Genomic DNA, 16,131 nt, shown 5'->3' on the forward strand with positions numbered 1-16,131 from the left:
TCGCCGTCGCGCGCGGCGTCGCGCCGCAGCGCGCGGTCGGGCGCGACATCGCCGAACACGGTCACACACAGGTTCAGCGGGCCGCTCGTGGTGTCGCCCCCCACCAGCTCGCAGCCGTGGCGGTCGGCGATCTCGAACAGGCCGTCGGAGAACGCATCGAGCCAAGCGGCGTCGGCGCGCGGCAGCGCGAACGCCAGCGTGAACGCGCGCGGCTGCGCGCCCATCGCGGCGAGGTCCGACAGATTGACGGCCAGCGTCTTGTGGCCGAGCGCGCGCGGCGGCACGTCGGGGAAGAAATGGCGGCCTTCGACCAGCATGTCCGTCGAAATCGCCATCATCGTGTCCGGATGGGGCGCGAGCAGCGCGCAGTCGTCGCCGATGCCGAGCACGGCGCGCGCGCCGGGCCGCCGCGCGCGGCGCGCGAAATAGCGATCGATCAACGAGAATTCGGACAGGGCAGAGGCGGCCACGGCAGGCGGTTCCGGCGAGCAGACGAAGGGCGGCCATTGTAAGGCGGCGCGGCCCCGTTACGTGCATTCCGGTCAGGGCTGTTGTACCCGGCGCGACAAATTGCGTCGCGGGGATTGGCGCTACAATGCGACTCGAACAGATATTCTAATTCCGCCCTTCTTTCTGCTCCCATGTCCACCAAGCCCTCCTCGAAAGCCGATCTCCGCGCAGCCGCCCTCGATTACCACGAATTTCCGACGCCGGGCAAAATCGCCGTCCAGCCGACGAAGCAGATGATCAATCAGCGTGATCTCGCGCTGGCGTATTCGCCGGGCGTCGCGTTCGCCTGCGAGGAGATCGTCGAGAACCCGCTGAACGCCGCGCGCTTCACGTCGCGCAGCAACCTGGTGGGCGTCGTCACCAACGGCACCGCGGTGCTCGGCCTCGGCAACATCGGCCCGCTCGCCTCGAAGCCCGTGATGGAAGGCAAGGCGGCGCTGTTCAAGAAGTTCGCGGGCATCGACGTGTTCGACATCGAGCTGAACGAATCCGATCCGCACAAGCTGGTGGACGTGATCGCCGCGCTCGAACCCACGTTCGGCGGCATCAACCTGGAAGACATCAAGGCGCCGGATTGCTTCATCGTCGAGCGCGAATGCCGCAAGCGCATGAAGATCCCGGTGTTCCACGACGACCAGCACGGCACGGCGATCGTGGTGGCGGCCGCCGTCACGAACGGCCTGAAGGTGGTCGGCAAGGACATCAAGAAGATCAAGCTGGTGGCGTCGGGCGCGGGCGCGGCGGCGCTGGCCTGCCTGGACCTGCTGGTCGACATCGGCCTGCCGCTCGAGAACATCATCGTCACCGATCTGGCCGGCGTGGTGTACAAGGGCCGCACCGAGCTGATGGATCCGGACAAGGAGCGCTTCGCGCAGGAAACCGACGCCCGCACGCTGGCCGAGGTGATCGACGGCGCGGACGTGTTCCTCGGCCTGTCGGCCGCCGGCGTGCTGAAGCAGGATATGGTCAAGGGCATGGCCGATCGCCCGCTGATTCTCGCGCTCGCCAACCCGAACCCGGAAATCCTGCCGGAAGTCGCGCACGAAGTGCGTCCGGACGCGATCCTCGCGACGGGCCGCACCGATTACCCGAACCAGGTCAACAACGTTCTCTGCTTCCCGTTCATCTTCCGCGGCGCGCTCGACGTCGGCGCGACCACGATCACGCGCGAAATGGAAATCGCCGCCGTGAACGCGATCGCCGGCCTCGCGCAGCAGGAACAGAGCGACATCGTCGCCACCGCCTACGGCATCGAAGATCTCTCGTTCGGCCCCGAATACCTGATTCCGAAGCCGTTCGATCCGCGCCTGATCGTCAAGATCGCGCCGGCCGTGGCCAAGGCGGCCATGGAAGGCGGCGTGGCGACGCGTCCGATCGAGGACATGGACGCCTACGTCCAGCATCTGCAGCAGTTCGTCTATCACAGCGGCAACACCATGAAGCCGGTGTTCCAGCTCGCGCGCAGCGCGCCGGAAGGCAAGAAGCGCGTGGTGTTCGCGGAAGGCGAGGAAGAGCGCGTGCTGCGCGCCGTGCAGATCCTGATCGACGAAAAGGTGGCCACGCCGATTCTGATCGGCCGTCCGCAGGTGCTCGAAACGCGCATCAAGCGCTTCGGCCTGCGCATGACGGCGGGCGTCGATTTCACGGTGGTCAACCCCGAGCACGACGAGCGCTACCGCGATTTCTGGCAGACGTACTACCAGATGATGTCGCGCAAGGGCATGGGCCATCAGCTCGCCAAGCTCGAAATGCGCCGTCGCACCACGCTGATCGGCGCGATGCTGGTCAAGAAGGGCGAAGCGGACGGCATGATCTGCGGCACGATCAGCACGACGCACCGCCACCTGCACTTCGTCGATCAGGTGATCGGCAAGCGCGAGGGCTGCAGCGTGTACGCGGCCATGAACGGCCTGGTGCTGCCGGGCCGCCAGATCTTCATCGTCGATACGCACGTCAACGTCGATCCGACCCCGGAGCAACTGGCCGAGATCACGATGATGGCGGCCGAGGAAGTGCGCCGCTTCGGCATCGAGCCGAAGGTCGCGCTGCTCTCGCATTCGAACTTCGGCACCAGCAACGCGCCGACGGCCGTGAAGATGCGCGAGACGCTGGAGATCCTGCGCGAACGCGCGCCGGGCCTCGAAGTGGACGGCGAAATGCACGGCGACGTGGCGCTCGACGCCGCGCTGCGCAAGGAAATCCTGCCGGATTCGACGCTCGAGGGCGACGCGAACCTGCTGGTGATGCCGAACATCGATGCGGCCAACATCGCCTACAACATGCTGAAGACGGCGGCCGGCAACAACATCGCGATCGGCCCGATCCTGCTGGGCGCGGCGCAGCCGGTACACGTGCTGACCGAATCGGCCACGGTGCGCCGGATCGTCAACATGGCGGCGCTGCTGGTGGCGGACGTCAACGCGGCGCGTTAAGTCGGGCGCCGAGCGCGCGCTGCCCGCGAGGGCAGTTGCCGCAACCCCGGGCCGTCACGGCGGCCCCCGCATCGCCCGGCCCACACGCCGGGCGATTGTCTTTCTACTGCTGCGTTCTTCGTCGATCGGATCCGAATCGGAAACGGAAAAGCGGCGTGCCCCATTGCGAGGCACGCCGTCGGGCATGGCAGGACGCGCTGACCCAAGGTCGAACAACAACATCGCCGGGCCGCCGGAAGCTGGCGAGGAGGCAAAGGCCCGCCAGCACGATGCTGTCGATGAAATATTATCCTGATTGGGATAAAAAATTCTTGATCTGGATATAATGCGGTGTTAAATGTGTCAAATAGCCGCAAATGGGGCTTTCAATTCCCGGTCTCGCATTGATTCCGCCCGCCATTAGCGCTACGCTTACGCCTTTCCTGGTCGTCAACTTGTTGATTTAACAGCGGGAACCCCGGTTCATGGCACGCAAGTGGCACCGCAACGGCGCGCTCGCGTCCGTTTTCGCGCTCATCGCACTGGGTACGGCCGGCTTGCCGGCGGGCAGCGCGATTCCTTCCGCGATTTCCACCGTCGAAGCACGGGAGATGCCGGATGGCGCGGCGCTCGGCACGGTGCCGGCTTCCGGCCTGCCGCGCGAGGCTGTTGCGACGCTCGGGCTGATTGCATCAGGCGGCCCTTATCCGTACTCGAAAGACGGCGTCGTGTTCGGCAACTTCGAGCGCATCCTGCCGAAGCAGCGGCGCGGCTATTACCACGAGTACACGGTGCCGACGCCCCGCGCGCGCAATCGCGGCGCGAAACGGATCGTCTGCGGCGGCCCGCTGCGCCGGATCGACAACTGTTTTTACAGCGACGACCACTACACCAGTTTTAAACGTATTGTTGAATGATTTCGGGATAATCGGCATGAGCGACATTACCTACGCGCACGATACGTCGGCAGCGGCGGAGCTGTTCGCGGCCGGCGACGGCAACCTGTTCCAGCGTGTGATGCAATTGCATGAGGCCGCGCAAGGCGGCGGTGCGCCGGAATCGCAGGCGGTCTGCCCGGAGCTTTCATCGACCGAGGAGCCTATGAGTCTTTTCGCGACCGTGCGACCCAATCTCGTGCAGTCGATTCGCGCATTCCGTGTCCACGATCTCGCCGAGGAGGCCGCCCGTCTCGGCGAGCATTTCCTGTTCGCGTATTGCGGCACGGCGCAGTCGAAGCAGGAGGTGCTCGAGACGATCGCGACGTCGTTCCTGTTCCCGAAGCATTTCGGCAAGAACTACGACGCGCTGTACGACTGCCTGACCGATCAGGTGAGCAAGGCCGGCGAGCAGCCCGGTTTCGTGATCGTGCTCGAGGCGTTGCCGATCGCCCAGAAGTTCGACAAGGAAGGCCGCGAGACGCTGCTGGACGTGTTCCGCGAGGCCGCCGAGTTCTGGGCCGAGCGCGGTATCGCGTTCCGCGTGTTTTACTCGTTCGCGTAAGCGAGCGCCGTCACGTCTTGCTGTGTCGCGTGCGCCGGCGATGTCCGGTGCGTGCGTGCCTGTCGGCCGAAAGCCCGCCCTGTGCGGGCTTTTTTGCGTCGCCGATCGGCGGATCGGTATGCTTTGGGCCTGTCCAATCCTGTTCGAGGATGTGATTCCGATGATCGCCATCCGAGCCTTGCGCGCCGTTCGCCGCGTCGCACCGTGTCTGGCGGCCTGCGCCGTCGCGATGGCCGCGCATGCCGCGTCGCCCTTGCCGCCTTCGCCGACCCAAAGCACCGATTGGCTGCTGGGCCTGTTCGTCAACGGCGATCTCTCCAAAGGGCAGCAGTACAACGACGCGATGCGCGGTGTCAGCGGCGGCGCGCAGCAGGTCGATCTGGAAACCTACGCGACGCTGCGCGCGCAGAATCCGCGGCTACTGGCCGAGCGCGTGACCGAGACGATGCCCGAGGCGCGGCGCGAGGCGATGGCCGAACCGTTGCGCCGCCTGCTGAGCGCCGTGTCGGACGCGATCGGCCGCTCGCGCTGCCGCACCACGGGCGAGACGCGCGAGCTCGATCCCGCGAACGACGAGCAGTGGATTGCCAAGGTCGGCTATACGTGCGAGGTCGCCAACCTGGCGCCTGTCATGGAGCGCTTGCGCGTGACGCTGCCGCGTCAGCAGATCACGACCGAAAAGGCGGCCGAGGCCGCAGCGGTGAACCGGATGTCGCGGCTGGCCGACCTGATCCCGTCGGCGCCGATCGCGCTGCCGGTGTCGGGCACGCTCGAACTGCAGGGCAGCGACATGACCGGCTGGCGCGCGCCGGCGGCGGGCGACATGATCGACGTGGTGTCGCGGCCGATTCTCGAGGCGATCGGGATTCCGGCCGAGATGACGGGGCAGTGAGCCCGGCGCGCCACCGGCCCGGACGCTTTACCAGCCGCCCCAGCGTGCGGCGAGCGCCGCCAGCATCGCCATGCCGGCCGTCTCGGTGCGCAGCACGCGCGCGCCGAGCACGATCGCCTGGAAGCCGGCTTCGCGCGCGGCGTCTTCCTCGGCCGGCGACAGCCCGCCTTCCGGTCCGATCAGCAGCGTGACGCCGCCGGCCGGCGCCGTGGCCGGCAGCGCGTCGAACGCGATGCTCGCGCGCGGCGACAGCATCAGCCGCAGTTCGTCGCTTGCCGCAGCCGGCAGCGCCGAGAGCCAGCCGTTGAAATCGGCGACGTTCGCCACCGTTGGCAGCCGGTTGCGGCCGCACTGTTCGCACGACGCGCGCACCACGCCCTGCCAGTGCGCGACGCGCTTCTCGGCGCGCTCGCCCGATAGCCGCACCACGCCGCGCGCGGTGGACAGCGGCGCGACCGCCGCGACGCCCAGCTCGACGGCCTTCTCGATCAGCCAATCCATCTTGTCGCCGCCGGCGATGCCCTGCGCGAGCGTGACGCGGTAAGGCGTTTCCACTTCGCGCGCGTCGAACGCGACGGTGCGCGCGATGGCCGTGCGCTTGCCGACCTCGATCAGTTCGGCGCGGTGCTGGCCGCCCGTGCCGTCGAACAGCGTGAGCGCGTCGCCGGCTTCGAGCCGCAGCACCTGTACATGACGCGCGACCTCGGCCGGCAGCGTGACGTGGGCGTCGGCCGCGAGCGGCACATCGACGAAGAAACGCGGCACCGACGACGTGCTGCTGCCGCTCATGACGCGATCCGGCACGCGAGCGCCCAGCGGTAGCCGTCGAGATCCTCGACCTGCGCGAAGCGGTCGCCCCAGAACTGGTCGCACGGCTCGGTCAGCGATTTCGCGCCGGCGTCGAGCGCGCGGCGGTGGACGGCATCGACGTCGTCCACGTACAGATAGAACGATTGCGGCGCCATCGCGTCCGCGCTGCGCGGCGTGCGCGCGGTCGAGCCGAATGCGCCCTCGGGCGCGAACATCACGATCAACTGGCCGTGGTAGCTCATCTCGACGTGCATGATCGCGCCGTCTTCGTCGATCAATTCACGCTTTTCGAACCCGAACGCGCCGGCATAAAACGCGATCGAGGCTTGGGCGTTGCGAACGGTCAGATAGGGCGTCAGCCACGGCACGTTGGCCGGACGTGGATCGGTCATCGAACAGGCTCCTGCGGGATGGGGGACGATAGCGCCAATTCAGCGCCGTAGGCCGAGTGTATCGCGCAGCGTACGGCGCAGGGTGAATAGCGCCGGATGCAGCTCGGCGTCGTAGAAGCGCAGGCCGCCGATGCCGCGCGCGGCCAGCCGTTCGCCGATGTCGTGGGCGAACAGCGCGCCCGCGTCCAGCGTGTCGCTGGCTACGGCCATCAGCCATTCGCCGCCGTACAGCGGCACCGGCGCGGCGAGCGGCGCGACCACCGCGAAACTGGCGCGCAGTTCCGCCACCAGCGCGGCGATCCGCTCGGCATGGAAGCCGGGCGCGCCGAGGTGCATCGACAGCGCCGCGCACGGCGTCAGCCGCCGCTTGAGCCGGGCAAGGAAGGCGCGCGTGTAGAGGCCGGCGGCCGGCGAATCGGGCGGCGTCAGGTCGAACACCACGAGGTCGAAATGCCCGGACGCGTGCTCGACGTAATGCGCCGCGTCGCCGATCACGAGCTCGACGCGCGAGTCGTCGAACGCGCCGCCGTGGACTTCGCCGAGATGGCGGCGCGCCATCGCGACCACCGCCGCGTCGAGTTCGGCGATCACGATCCGCTCGATCGACGGATGCTTGAGCAACTGCCGCGCGGCGCCACCGTCGCCGCCGCCGAGCACCAGCGCGCGGCGCGGGTGCGGATGGGCCAGCGCGGCCGGGTGGGTCATGCACTCGTGATAGACGAATTCGTCACCGGTCGAGGTCATCGGCTGGCCGTCGAGCGTGAACAGCCGGCCGAGCTGCGGCGTGTCCCAGACCTCGATGCGCTGGTGCGGCGAGGCATGCGACTCGAGCCGGCGCGCGTTCGGGAAACCGTAGGTCGCGTCGGGAGACGGGTGGAAGAACAGCGTGGCGGTCACGATGTGCGGCGAGGGCGGGGATGAGGCGAATTATAGGAGGCGACTGGCGGGCGGCAAATGGCGCCTCGAAGCCGTGCGCCGGCGCGGCACCGGCGGGCCGATCCGGCGGCGCCGGCCGCAACGCGCTCGCCAGGCCGGCTGAAGCGGGGTCATCAGCCTGCCCGATATGACCCCGGAATGCTCCGAAGCGTGCCTCGCGACGTGCCTGGCGCGGCCGCGAAGCCGCCCGAACCCGGCGCCCCGGGCACGCCGCCGCCCGATGCGCGTCGAAGGCCGTTTTCACCGGGGCGGGAATCGGGTCATCTGTTAAAATGACCGGCTTTGCAGCCTCCCGTCTGATTGCTCGTCCGCTTCGCGTCCTGATGGCGCCGCACCGCGCGCCGGGGTCGGCTGGCCCGCGAGCTTCCGGACATGCCGTGCCCCGTTTTTCTCGACTCGTTCTCCGGACTCGACATGACGACCTCGTCTCCCGCCAATACCACCCTGATGGCCAACGCGATCCGCGCGCTCGCGATGGATGCCGTGCAGCAAGCCAATTCCGGCCACCCCGGCATGCCGATGGGCATGGCCGAAATCGGCGTCGCGCTGTGGTCGCGCCACCTGCGCCACAACCCGGTGAACCCGCACTGGGCCGACCGCGACCGCTTCGTGCTGTCGAACGGCCATGGCTCGATGCTGCTGTACTCGCTGCTGCACCTGACCGGCTACGCTCTGCCGATCGAAGAGCTGAAGAACTTCCGCCAACTGCATTCCAAGACGCCGGGCCACCCGGAATACGGCATCACGGCCGGCGTCGAAACGACCACCGGCCCGCTCGGCCAGGGTCTGGCGAACGCGGTCGGCATGGCGCTCGGCGAAGCGCTGCTGGCCGCCGAGTTCAACAAGGCCGATGCGAAGATCGTCGATCACCACACCTACGTGTTCCTGGGCGACGGCTGCCTGATGGAAGGCATCTCGCACGAAGCCTGCTCGCTGGCCGGCACGCTGAAGCTGAACAAGCTGATCGCGCTGTACGACGACAACGGCATCTCGATCGACGGCGACGTCGAGCACTGGTTCCACGACGACACCCCGAAGCGCTTCGAAGCCTACGGCTGGAACGTGATCCCGGCGGTGGACGGCCATGACGTCGAAGCGGTCGACGCCGCCATCGCGAAGGCCAAGCAAGCGGACAAGCCCACGCTGATCTGCTGCAAGACGGTGATCGGCAAGGGCGCGGCCACCAAGGCCGGCGGCCACGACGTGCACGGCGCGGCGCTCGGCGCCGAGGAAATCGCCAAGACGCGCGCGGCGCTGGGCTGGAACTGGGAGCCGTTCGTGATCCCGCAGGAAGTCTATGCGGCGTGGGACGGCAAGCAGGCCGGCGCGAAGTTCGAAAGCGAATGGCAAGGCGCGTTCGACGCCTACCGCGCGAAGTACCCGGCCGAAGCCGCCGAATTCGAGCGCCGTTCGGCCAACAAGCTGCCGGCCGACTGGGCCGAGAAGGCCGCCGCGATCGTCGCCGCCGCCAACGAGCGCGCCGAAACGGTCGCCACCCGCAAGGCGTCGCAGCAAACCATCGAAGGCCTGGCCGCCGCGCTGCCCGAACTGCTCGGCGGTTCGGCCGACCTGACCGGCTCGAACCTGACCAACTGGAAGGCCTCGAAGCCGGTGCGCGCCGGCGATCACGGCATCCAGTGGGGCAACCACATCAACTACGGCGTGCGCGAATTCGGCATGAGCGCCGCGATCAACGGCCTGGTCCTGCACGGCGGCTACAAGCCGTTCGGCGGCACGTTCCTGACCTTCTCCGATTACAGCCGCAACGCGCTGCGCGTCGCCGCGCTGATGAAGGCGCCGTCGATCTTCGTGTTCACGCACGATTCGATCGGCCTCGGCGAAGACGGCCCGACCCACCAGTCGATCGAGCACGTCTCGAGCCTGCGCCTGATCCCGCATCTGGATGTCTGGCGTCCGGCCGACACGGTCGAAACGGCCGTGGCCTGGACCGAATCGGTTGCCGCGCAACGTCCGTCGTGCCTGATCTTCAGCCGTCAGAACCTGCAATTCAACACCCGCAGCGAAGCGCAGATCGCCAACGTCGCCAAGGGCGGCTACGTGCTGCGCGACTGGCAGGAAGACATCGTCGCCCGCAAGATCATCCTGATCGCCACCGGCTCGGAAGTGGAACTGGCCATGAAGGCGGTCGAGCCGCTGGCGCAGCAGGGCATCGCGGCGCGCGTCGTGTCGATGCCGGCCACCACCGTGTTCGACCGCCAGGACGCCGAGTACCGCGAGCGCGTGCTGCCGGCCGGCGTGCGCCGCGTGGCGATCGAAGCGGGCGTGACCGATTTCTGGCGCAAGTACGTCGGGCTCGAAGGCGGCGTGGTCGGTATCGATTCGTTCGGCGAATCGGCCCCGGCCGGCGTGCTGTTCAAGTACTTCGGCTTCACCGTCGAGAACATCGTCGAGACGTCCAAGCGCGTGCTCGCCTGAGCATCGAATATTCAGGCGCCGGCCGGCTTCCCCAGGCCAGGCCGGCGCCGTCGTGAAGCTGCACGTATCGAATTTTTTCAGCCATCAGGAGATAGACCATGACGATTCGCGTCGCAATCAACGGCTACGGCCGTATCGGCCGCAACACGCTGCGCGCTTTCTATGAAAACGGCAAGAAGCACGACATCGAGATCGTTGCCATCAACGACCTCGGCGATGCCAAGACCAACGCTCACCTGACGCAATACGACACGGCGCACGGCCGCTTCCCGGGCGAAGTGTCGGTGGACGGCGATTACCTGATCGTCAACGGCGACCGCATCCGCGTGCTGGCCAACCGCAACCCGGCCGAACTGCCGTGGGGCGAGCTGAACGTCGACGTCGTGTTCGAGTGCACGGGCTTCTTCACCACGAAGGAAAAGGCCAGCGCCCACCTGAAAGGCGGCGCGAAGAAGGTCATCATCTCGGCGCCGGGCGGCAAGGACGTCGACGCGACGATCGTCTACGGCGTGAACCACGACGTGCTGAAGGCCGAGCACACCGTGATCTCGAACGCATCGTGCACGACCAACTGCCTGGCCCCGCTGGTCAAGCCGCTGAACGACAAGATCGGCCTCGAAAACGGCCTGATGACGACGATCCACGCCTACACGAACGACCAGGTGCTGACCGACGTCTATCACGAAGACCTGCGCCGCGCGCGTTCGGCCACGCACAGCCAGATCCCGACCAAGACGGGCGCTGCCTCGGCCGTCGGCCTGGTGCTGCCGGAACTGAACGGCAAGCTCGACGGCTACGCGATCCGCGTCCCGACCATCAACGTGTCGATCGTCGACCTGTCGTTCATCGCCAAGCGCGACACGACGGTCGAGGAAGTCAACGCGATCATGAAGGAAGCATCGGAAGGCGCGCTGAAGGGCATCCTGGCCTACAACGAAGCGCCGCTGGTGTCGGTCGACTTCAACCACAACCCGGCTTCGTCGTCGTTCGACGCGACGCTGACGAAGGTGTCGGGCCGTCTCGTGAAGGTGTCGAGCTGGTACGACAACGAGTGGGGCTTCTCGAACCGCATGCTGGACACGGCCGTGGCCTTCGCGAACGCCAAGTAAGCAGGCTCCGGTTGCCGGCCCGGTTCGCTCCGGGCTGGCGGCAGGAACAAAAAACCGCCGTCGCGCTTCGTGCGCGGCGGCGGTTTTGTTTTGGCGTTTCGAACGGCGGCGGTCAGCCGCGCGGCGTCGGGAAGAACACGCCGGCGCGTTGCGCGGCGCTTTCGATGTGCGTTTCGATCGCGCGGCCCGCGGCGGCCGAATCGCGGGCGATCAGCGCGTCGAGGATCGCGCGGTGCTCGTGCCAGGTCGACAGCATCAGCTCGCGCCGGTAGAACGGCATGCGCTGGCTTTCCTTCATGATGTCGGCGCTGTTGCGCAGCACCGATTCGATCGCGGCGTTGCCGGCCAGCCCGAGGATCCGCATGTGGAAGTCGAAATCGAGCTGCGCGGCGTCGTCGAGCGCGTTTTCGGTCAGCGCCACGTGCAGCGCGGCGAGGTTGTCCTCGAACCAGGCGAGATCCGCGTCGCTCACCGCCAGCGCCGCCATGCGCGCCGCGAAGCCTTCCAGCGCATAGCGCATCTGGTAAGTATCGGGCGGCGACGATTGCGCCGCAAAGCGCCACGGATGACCGGCGGCCGCCTGCGCGCGCTCGACATAGACGCCCTTGCCGGGCCGGATCGTCAGCATGCCCAGCGCCTCGAGCGTGGACAGCGCTTCGCGCAGCGAGGCGCGGCTGATCTCCAGTTCCTCGGAAAGCTGGCGCTGCGCCGGCAGCAGGCTGCCGACGGGGTAGGCGCCGGTTTCGATGCGCGCCTGGATCGTCGCCACGGCGGCGTCGGTAACGGTATGGGGAACGTTCTTCATGACTACACGGGGGCCGGTCAGACCGGCATTGTAATCCGCCCGGACTGCGCGCGCCGCACCGCCCGAACGCCCGTTGGCGATCGGGTAATCCCTGTTTTTGACACGGTTGACGCGACTATATCGGCTTCCTACACTCCGTCATAACTTCACTGGTATGACCAGTATGAACAGTTGGTTCACAACAACCGTGGTGACGGGAGGTGCGATGTCGAGATTCCTGAATTCCCTGTTCGGACGCGTGGTGATCGCGCTCGTGATCGGCGTCGCGCTCGGCGCGGCGTTTCCGCATATGGCGCAGTCGCTGCGGCCGCTCGGCGACGGCTTCCTCAAACTGATCAAGATGGTGATCGGGCCGATCGTGTTCTGCGTGGTGGTCAGCGGCATCGCCAATGCGGGCGATCTGAAGAAGGTCGGGCGGGTCGGCGTGAAGGCGATCGTCTATTTCGAGCTGATGACCACGCTGGCGCTCGGCATCGGGCTGGTGCTGGCCGTGGTGACGCGCCCCGGCGCGGGCATGAACGTCGATCTGCGCTCGCTCGATCCGGCCTCGCTGGCCGAATACGCGAAGAACGCGCAGAGCCTGAAGGACACGGCCGGCTACTTGATGAAGATCATCCCCGACACGGCGTTCGACGCGTTCGCGAAGGGCGACATCCTGCAGATCCTGGTGTTCGCGGTGCTGTTCGGCTCGGCGCTGTCGCTGCTCGGCGAGCGCGCCAGCCGGTTGAACGGCCTGATCGACGAGTTCTCGCAGGTGTGCTTCCGCGTGATGGGTTTCATCATCAAGCTCGCGCCGCTCGGCGTGCTCGGCGCGATCGCGTTCACCACCGGCAAGTACGGCGTGGCTTCGCTGCAGCAGCTCGGGCTGCTGGTGGCGGTGTTCTACGTGAGCTGCGCGCTGTTCGTCGCGGTGGTGCTCGGCGTGGTGATGCGGCTGGCCGGCTTCAGCGTGTTCAAGCTGATCCGCTACCTGCGCGAGGAACTGACCATCGTGCTCGGCACCGCCTCGTCGGACGCCGTGCTGCCGCAGGTCATGCGCAAGCTCGAATTCATGGGCGTCAAGGATTCGACGGTGGGCCTCGTGATCCCGACCGGCTACTCGTTCAACCTCGACGGCTTCTCGATCTACCTGACGCTCGCCGTGCTGTTCATCGCGCAGGCCACCAACACGCCGCTGTCGGCGCACGATCTGATCGTGGTGCTGCTGGTGTCGCTGATCACCTCGAAGGGCGCGCACGGCATTCCCGGCTCGGCGATCGTGATTCTGGCCGCGACGCTGTCGGCGATTCCGGCGATCCCCGTGCTCGGCCTCGTGCTGATCCTGCCGGTGGACTGGTTCGTCGGCATCGCGCGCGCCGTCACCAATCTGATCGGCAACTGCGTGGCGACGGTGGTGGTGGCCGTGTGGGAGCACGACATCGATACCGCCCGCGCGCGCCGCGTGCTGAACCGCGAGCTGCAGTACGTGCCGGCCGGCGACGAAGCGGCCGATGCCGGCGATGTCGTGGCGGGCGGCCGCCACGCCCATTCGCACTGATACCTCATTCCCTTTCCCGGCCCGGCGTGCGACGCCGGGCCCGTTCCCCGACAGGAGACATCATGGCTGCACCGATCCTCGATCCAGACGCACCGGCCTTCACGCGCCGCTACATGAATCTCGCCGATCCGCGGCTCGGCGCGAAGGCGCTGGTCGCCAGCGACGAATTCTTCGCGCCCAAGGAACGCATGCTTGACCCGGAACCGGCCGTGTTCATCCCCGGCAAGTACGACGATCACGGCAAGTGGATGGACGGCTGGGAGACGCGCCGCAAGCGCACCGCCGGCCACGACTGGTGCATCGTGAAGCTGGCGCGGCCCGGCGTGGTGCACGGCGTCGATCTCGACACGAGCCATTTCACCGGCAACTTTCCGCCGGCCGCGTCGATCGAGGCCTGCAGCGCCGACGGCGAACTGCCGCCCGAGCACGCCGACTGGCAACCGCTGGTGCCGGCCATGACGCTGCAGGGCAACCGCCATCATTACGTCGCGGTGGACGCCGCGCGCACCGTCACCCACCTGCGCGTCAATCTCTATCCGGACGGCGGGCTGGCGCGCCTGCGCGTGTACGGCCAGCCGCAGCGCGACTGGCGCCGCGCGGCGGCCGGCGAGTTGGTGGATCTGGCCGCCACCGAGAACGGCGCGTATCTGGTGGCCGCGAACAACCAGCACTTCGGCGCGGCGTCGCAGATGCTGATGCCGGGGCGCGGCGTCAACATGGGCGACGGCTGGGAAACGCGGCGCCGCCGCGAGCCGGGCAACGACTGGGCGATCGTCGCGCTGGCGCGGCCGGGCATCATCCGCCGCATCGAGGTCGATACCGCGCACTTCAAGGGCAATTTCCCGGATCGCTGCTCGCTGCAGGCCGCGCGCGTGGCGGGCGGCACCGACGATTCGCTGGTCACGCAGGCGATGTTCTGGCCGGAGCTGCTCGGCGAGCAGCCGCTGTCGATGGATCACGTCCACGTGTTCGAGAACGGGCTGGCCGCGCTCGGCCCGGTCACCCACGTGCGCTTCAACATCTTCCCGGACGGCGGCGTGTCGCGCCTGCGCCTCTGGGGCGAGCTGGCCTGAACGGAGAGCCATCATGAATGCGCCCCTGGCACCGCTGCCGCTGCACCTCGAGCCGCTCACGCGCGAGGCGTTCGCGCCGTTCGGCGACGTGATCGAACTCGACGGCGCGCGGCACTTTCCGATCAACGGCGGCACCACCGAGCGCTTCCACGATCTGGCGACGGTCGACGTCGGCACGGCGGGCGGGCGGCCGCTCGTCAACCTGTTTCGCGGTCAGCCGCATGCCTGGCCGATCGCGATCGCGATGATGGAGCGCCATCCGCTCGGCAGTCAGGCGTTCGTGCCGCTGTCGACCGCGGGGCGCTACGTGGTGGTGGTCGCGCCGGCCGGCGAACTCGATCCGTCGAAGCTGCGCGCGTTTCTCGTCGAGGGCTGGCGAGGCGTCAATTACGCGAAGGGCGTGTGGCACCACCCGCTGCTCGCGCTCGATGCGGTCAGCGATTTCGTGGTGGTCGATCGCGGCGGCAACGGCGAGCACAACTGCGACGAGCTCGCGCTCGAGCGGCCGCGCGTGCTGCTGGCGCCGTGATGATGTGAGGCGATTTGCCGCATGCTGCATTCGACTGAGGAATGTGGAATGCGGCGTTTCCGGTGCGAAAACGATTCGGCCCGGCCGGGCTTGCGCCCGCCAGGCCGAATCGCTTGCTGATGTGACGCGCCGCGCTCAGTGCTTGCGGTGCGGGCAATCTTCCGTGGTGCAGGCACCGTACATCGCCAGCGAATGCTCCTGCAGCTTGAAGCCGCGGGCCTTCGCGATGGCTTGCTGACGGCTTTCGATTTCGGCGTCGAAGAATTCCTCGACGCGGCCGCAATCGAGGCAGACCAGGTGATCGTGGTGCGAACCTTCGTTCAGCTCGAACACCGCCTTGCCCGATTCGAAGTTGCTGCGCGACAGCAGGCCGGCCTGTTCGAACTGCGTCAGCACGCGGTAAACGGTGGCCAGGCCGATGTCGAGCTGCTCGTGCAGCAGGTTGCGGTAGACATCTTCGGCGGTCAGATGGCGCACTTCGCTTTGCTGGAAGATTTCGAGAATCTTGAGGCGCGGTAGGGTGGCCTTGAGCCCGATATTTTTCAGCTCGGTCGGATTGGTCATGGCTAGGCGTCCCTAGAGTACAATGCAGGGTTCCAATAGTACCGGCTTTTCGCCCTGTCAGTCACCTGTGAACCGCGTCGTCGACCGGTCCGGGCTGGCAGGTGGACAAGTTTCCCGTATCCCGTTCGCAACTTCAGAGGACCCGCATGCGGAGTGCCATTACTGCTGCCGTCGCTGTCGCCGTCGTCACGTTGGCAGGCTGTTCGTCTTATGACAGCGTCACGCAACGAATCGCGCAGAGCATCACGCCTTACCGCATCACGGTTGTCCAGGGGAACTTCGTTTCCGAGGAAAAGGCTTCGCAACTGCAGGTCGGCATGTCGCGCGACCAAGTCCGCGCGCTGCTCGGCACGCCGCTGCTGGCCGACCTGTTCCACGCGGATCGCTGGGATTACCTGTTCTACTTCAAGCGCGGCTCGACCTCGGTCGTTCAGCAGCGTGACCTCATCGTGAATTTCCAGGGCGACCGCGTCGCGAGCTGGTCGGGTGGCGAGAATCTGCCGTCCGAGCTCGATCTGCTGGCCGACATCGATGGCGATCGCCTGAGCAAGAAGCGGGCGAAGGCCGCGGAAGCCGCCCGCGCGGCAGCCGCTTCGGCCGCTGCCGCGTCGGCGCCGGCCGCCGCTG

16 protein-coding genes are annotated in these 16,131 nt (G+C 67.3%); 10 read left to right on the plus strand and 6 right to left on the minus strand.

All coding sequences use genetic code 11. From position 1 onward, the window contains the following. On the minus strand, positions 1–470 hold a 470-nt coding region (locus tag G3N92_RS20155; RefSeq protein WP_339385785.1), incomplete at its 3' end, for an AIR synthase related protein. 171 nt (positions 471–641) lie between these two features. Here G3N92_RS20155 and G3N92_RS20160 point away from each other — a divergent pair. From G3N92_RS20160 to G3N92_RS20175, 4 genes are all read left to right on the plus strand, one after another. Beyond that, a complete protein-coding gene (locus tag G3N92_RS20160) occupies positions 642–2,942 on the plus strand; it encodes an NADP-dependent malic enzyme (protein ID WP_206129341.1) in 2,301 nt (766 codons plus the stop codon). Between the two features lie 464 nt (positions 2,943–3,406). Beyond that, complete coding sequence (locus tag G3N92_RS20165) at positions 3,407–3,838, plus strand: ribonuclease (RefSeq protein WP_206129342.1); 432 nt, start codon at positions 3,407–3,409, stop codon at positions 3,836–3,838. A 16-nt stretch (positions 3,839–3,854) separates the two neighbouring features. After that, positions 3,855–4,421, plus strand: a complete 567-nt coding sequence (locus G3N92_RS20170) for a barstar family protein (protein ID WP_206129343.1) — start codon at positions 3,855–3,857, stop codon at positions 4,419–4,421. A gap of 160 nt (positions 4,422–4,581) precedes the next feature. Further along, entirely contained in the window at positions 4,582–5,313 is a 732-nt protein-coding gene (locus tag G3N92_RS20175; protein ID WP_206129344.1) for a hypothetical protein, read from the plus strand. A 27-nt stretch (positions 5,314–5,340) separates the two neighbouring features. Here the strand turns inward: G3N92_RS20175 and G3N92_RS20180 are convergent, their stop codons facing one another. Genes G3N92_RS20180 through speE form a run of 3 tightly spaced genes read right to left on the minus strand, consistent with a single transcriptional unit; the run spans position 5,341 to position 7,412 of the window. Then, complete coding sequence (locus G3N92_RS20180; protein ID WP_206129345.1) at positions 5,341–6,102, minus strand: 16S rRNA (uracil(1498)-N(3))-methyltransferase; 762 nt, start codon at positions 6,100–6,102, stop codon at positions 5,341–5,343. Beyond that, a complete protein-coding gene (locus tag G3N92_RS20185; protein WP_206129346.1) occupies positions 6,099–6,515 on the minus strand; it encodes a glyoxalase/bleomycin resistance/extradiol dioxygenase family protein in 417 nt (138 codons plus the stop codon). The genes G3N92_RS20180 and G3N92_RS20185 overlap by 4 nt, the downstream gene beginning before the upstream one ends. A gap of 39 nt (positions 6,516–6,554) precedes the next feature. Further along, positions 6,555–7,412 (minus strand): polyamine aminopropyltransferase, encoded by an 858-nt coding sequence (speE, locus tag G3N92_RS20190; RefSeq protein WP_206129347.1) that lies wholly within the window; start codon positions 7,410–7,412, stop codon positions 6,555–6,557. A 453-nt stretch (positions 7,413–7,865) separates the two neighbouring features. On the opposite strand from speE, the gene tkt reads away from it, so the two are divergent. Together tkt and gap are read left to right on the plus strand one after the other, a co-directional pair. Beyond that, positions 7,866–9,887: a transketolase gene (tkt, locus tag G3N92_RS20195; RefSeq protein WP_206129348.1), complete on the plus strand. Its 2,022-nt coding sequence runs from the start codon at positions 7,866–7,868 to the stop codon at positions 9,885–9,887. A 98-nt stretch (positions 9,888–9,985) separates the two neighbouring features. Next, positions 9,986–10,996 (plus strand): type I glyceraldehyde-3-phosphate dehydrogenase, encoded by a 1,011-nt coding sequence (gene gap / locus G3N92_RS20200; RefSeq protein ID WP_206129349.1) that lies wholly within the window; start codon positions 9,986–9,988, stop codon positions 10,994–10,996. Positions 10,997–11,108: 112 nt separating this feature from the next. On the opposite strand, the gene G3N92_RS20205 is transcribed toward gap, so the two are convergent. Then, positions 11,109–11,801, minus strand: a complete 693-nt coding sequence (locus tag G3N92_RS20205) for an FCD domain-containing protein (RefSeq protein WP_206129350.1) — start codon at positions 11,799–11,801, stop codon at positions 11,109–11,111. Positions 11,802–12,006: 205 nt separating this feature from the next. Here G3N92_RS20205 and G3N92_RS20210 point away from each other — a divergent pair, with 205 nt between their 5' ends. The 3 genes from G3N92_RS20210 to G3N92_RS20220 all read left to right on the plus strand — a co-directional run bounded on the left by G3N92_RS20210 (position 12,007) and on the right by G3N92_RS20220 (position 14,940). Beyond that, positions 12,007–13,338 carry a C4-dicarboxylate transporter DctA gene (locus G3N92_RS20210; RefSeq protein WP_206129351.1) on the plus strand — a complete coding sequence of 444 codons (1,332 nt, stop codon included), beginning with the start codon at positions 12,007–12,009 and terminating at the stop codon, positions 13,336–13,338. 62 nt (positions 13,339–13,400) lie between these two features. Next, positions 13,401–14,411, plus strand: a complete 1,011-nt coding sequence (gene alc / locus G3N92_RS20215; protein WP_206129352.1) for an allantoicase — start codon at positions 13,401–13,403, stop codon at positions 14,409–14,411. Between the two features lie 13 nt (positions 14,412–14,424). Further along, entirely contained in the window at positions 14,425–14,940 is a 516-nt protein-coding gene (locus tag G3N92_RS20220; RefSeq protein ID WP_206129353.1) for an ureidoglycolate lyase, read from the plus strand. A 135-nt stretch (positions 14,941–15,075) separates the two neighbouring features. Here the strand turns inward: G3N92_RS20220 and fur are convergent, their stop codons facing one another. Beyond that, positions 15,076–15,504, minus strand: a complete 429-nt coding sequence (gene fur, locus G3N92_RS20225; protein WP_206129354.1) for a ferric iron uptake transcriptional regulator — start codon at positions 15,502–15,504, stop codon at positions 15,076–15,078. A gap of 146 nt (positions 15,505–15,650) precedes the next feature. On the opposite strand from fur, the gene G3N92_RS20230 reads away from it, so the two are divergent. Then, positions 15,651–16,131, plus strand: a 481-nt coding sequence (locus G3N92_RS20230) for an outer membrane protein assembly factor BamE (RefSeq protein ID WP_206129355.1), incomplete at its 3' end; no start/stop codon positions are given.

Origin of the sequence: Burkholderia sp. Ac-20379, from assembly GCF_017104645.1 — a bacterium.
In the GTDB taxonomy this organism is placed as follows: Bacteria; Pseudomonadota; Gammaproteobacteria; order Burkholderiales; family Burkholderiaceae; genus Burkholderia.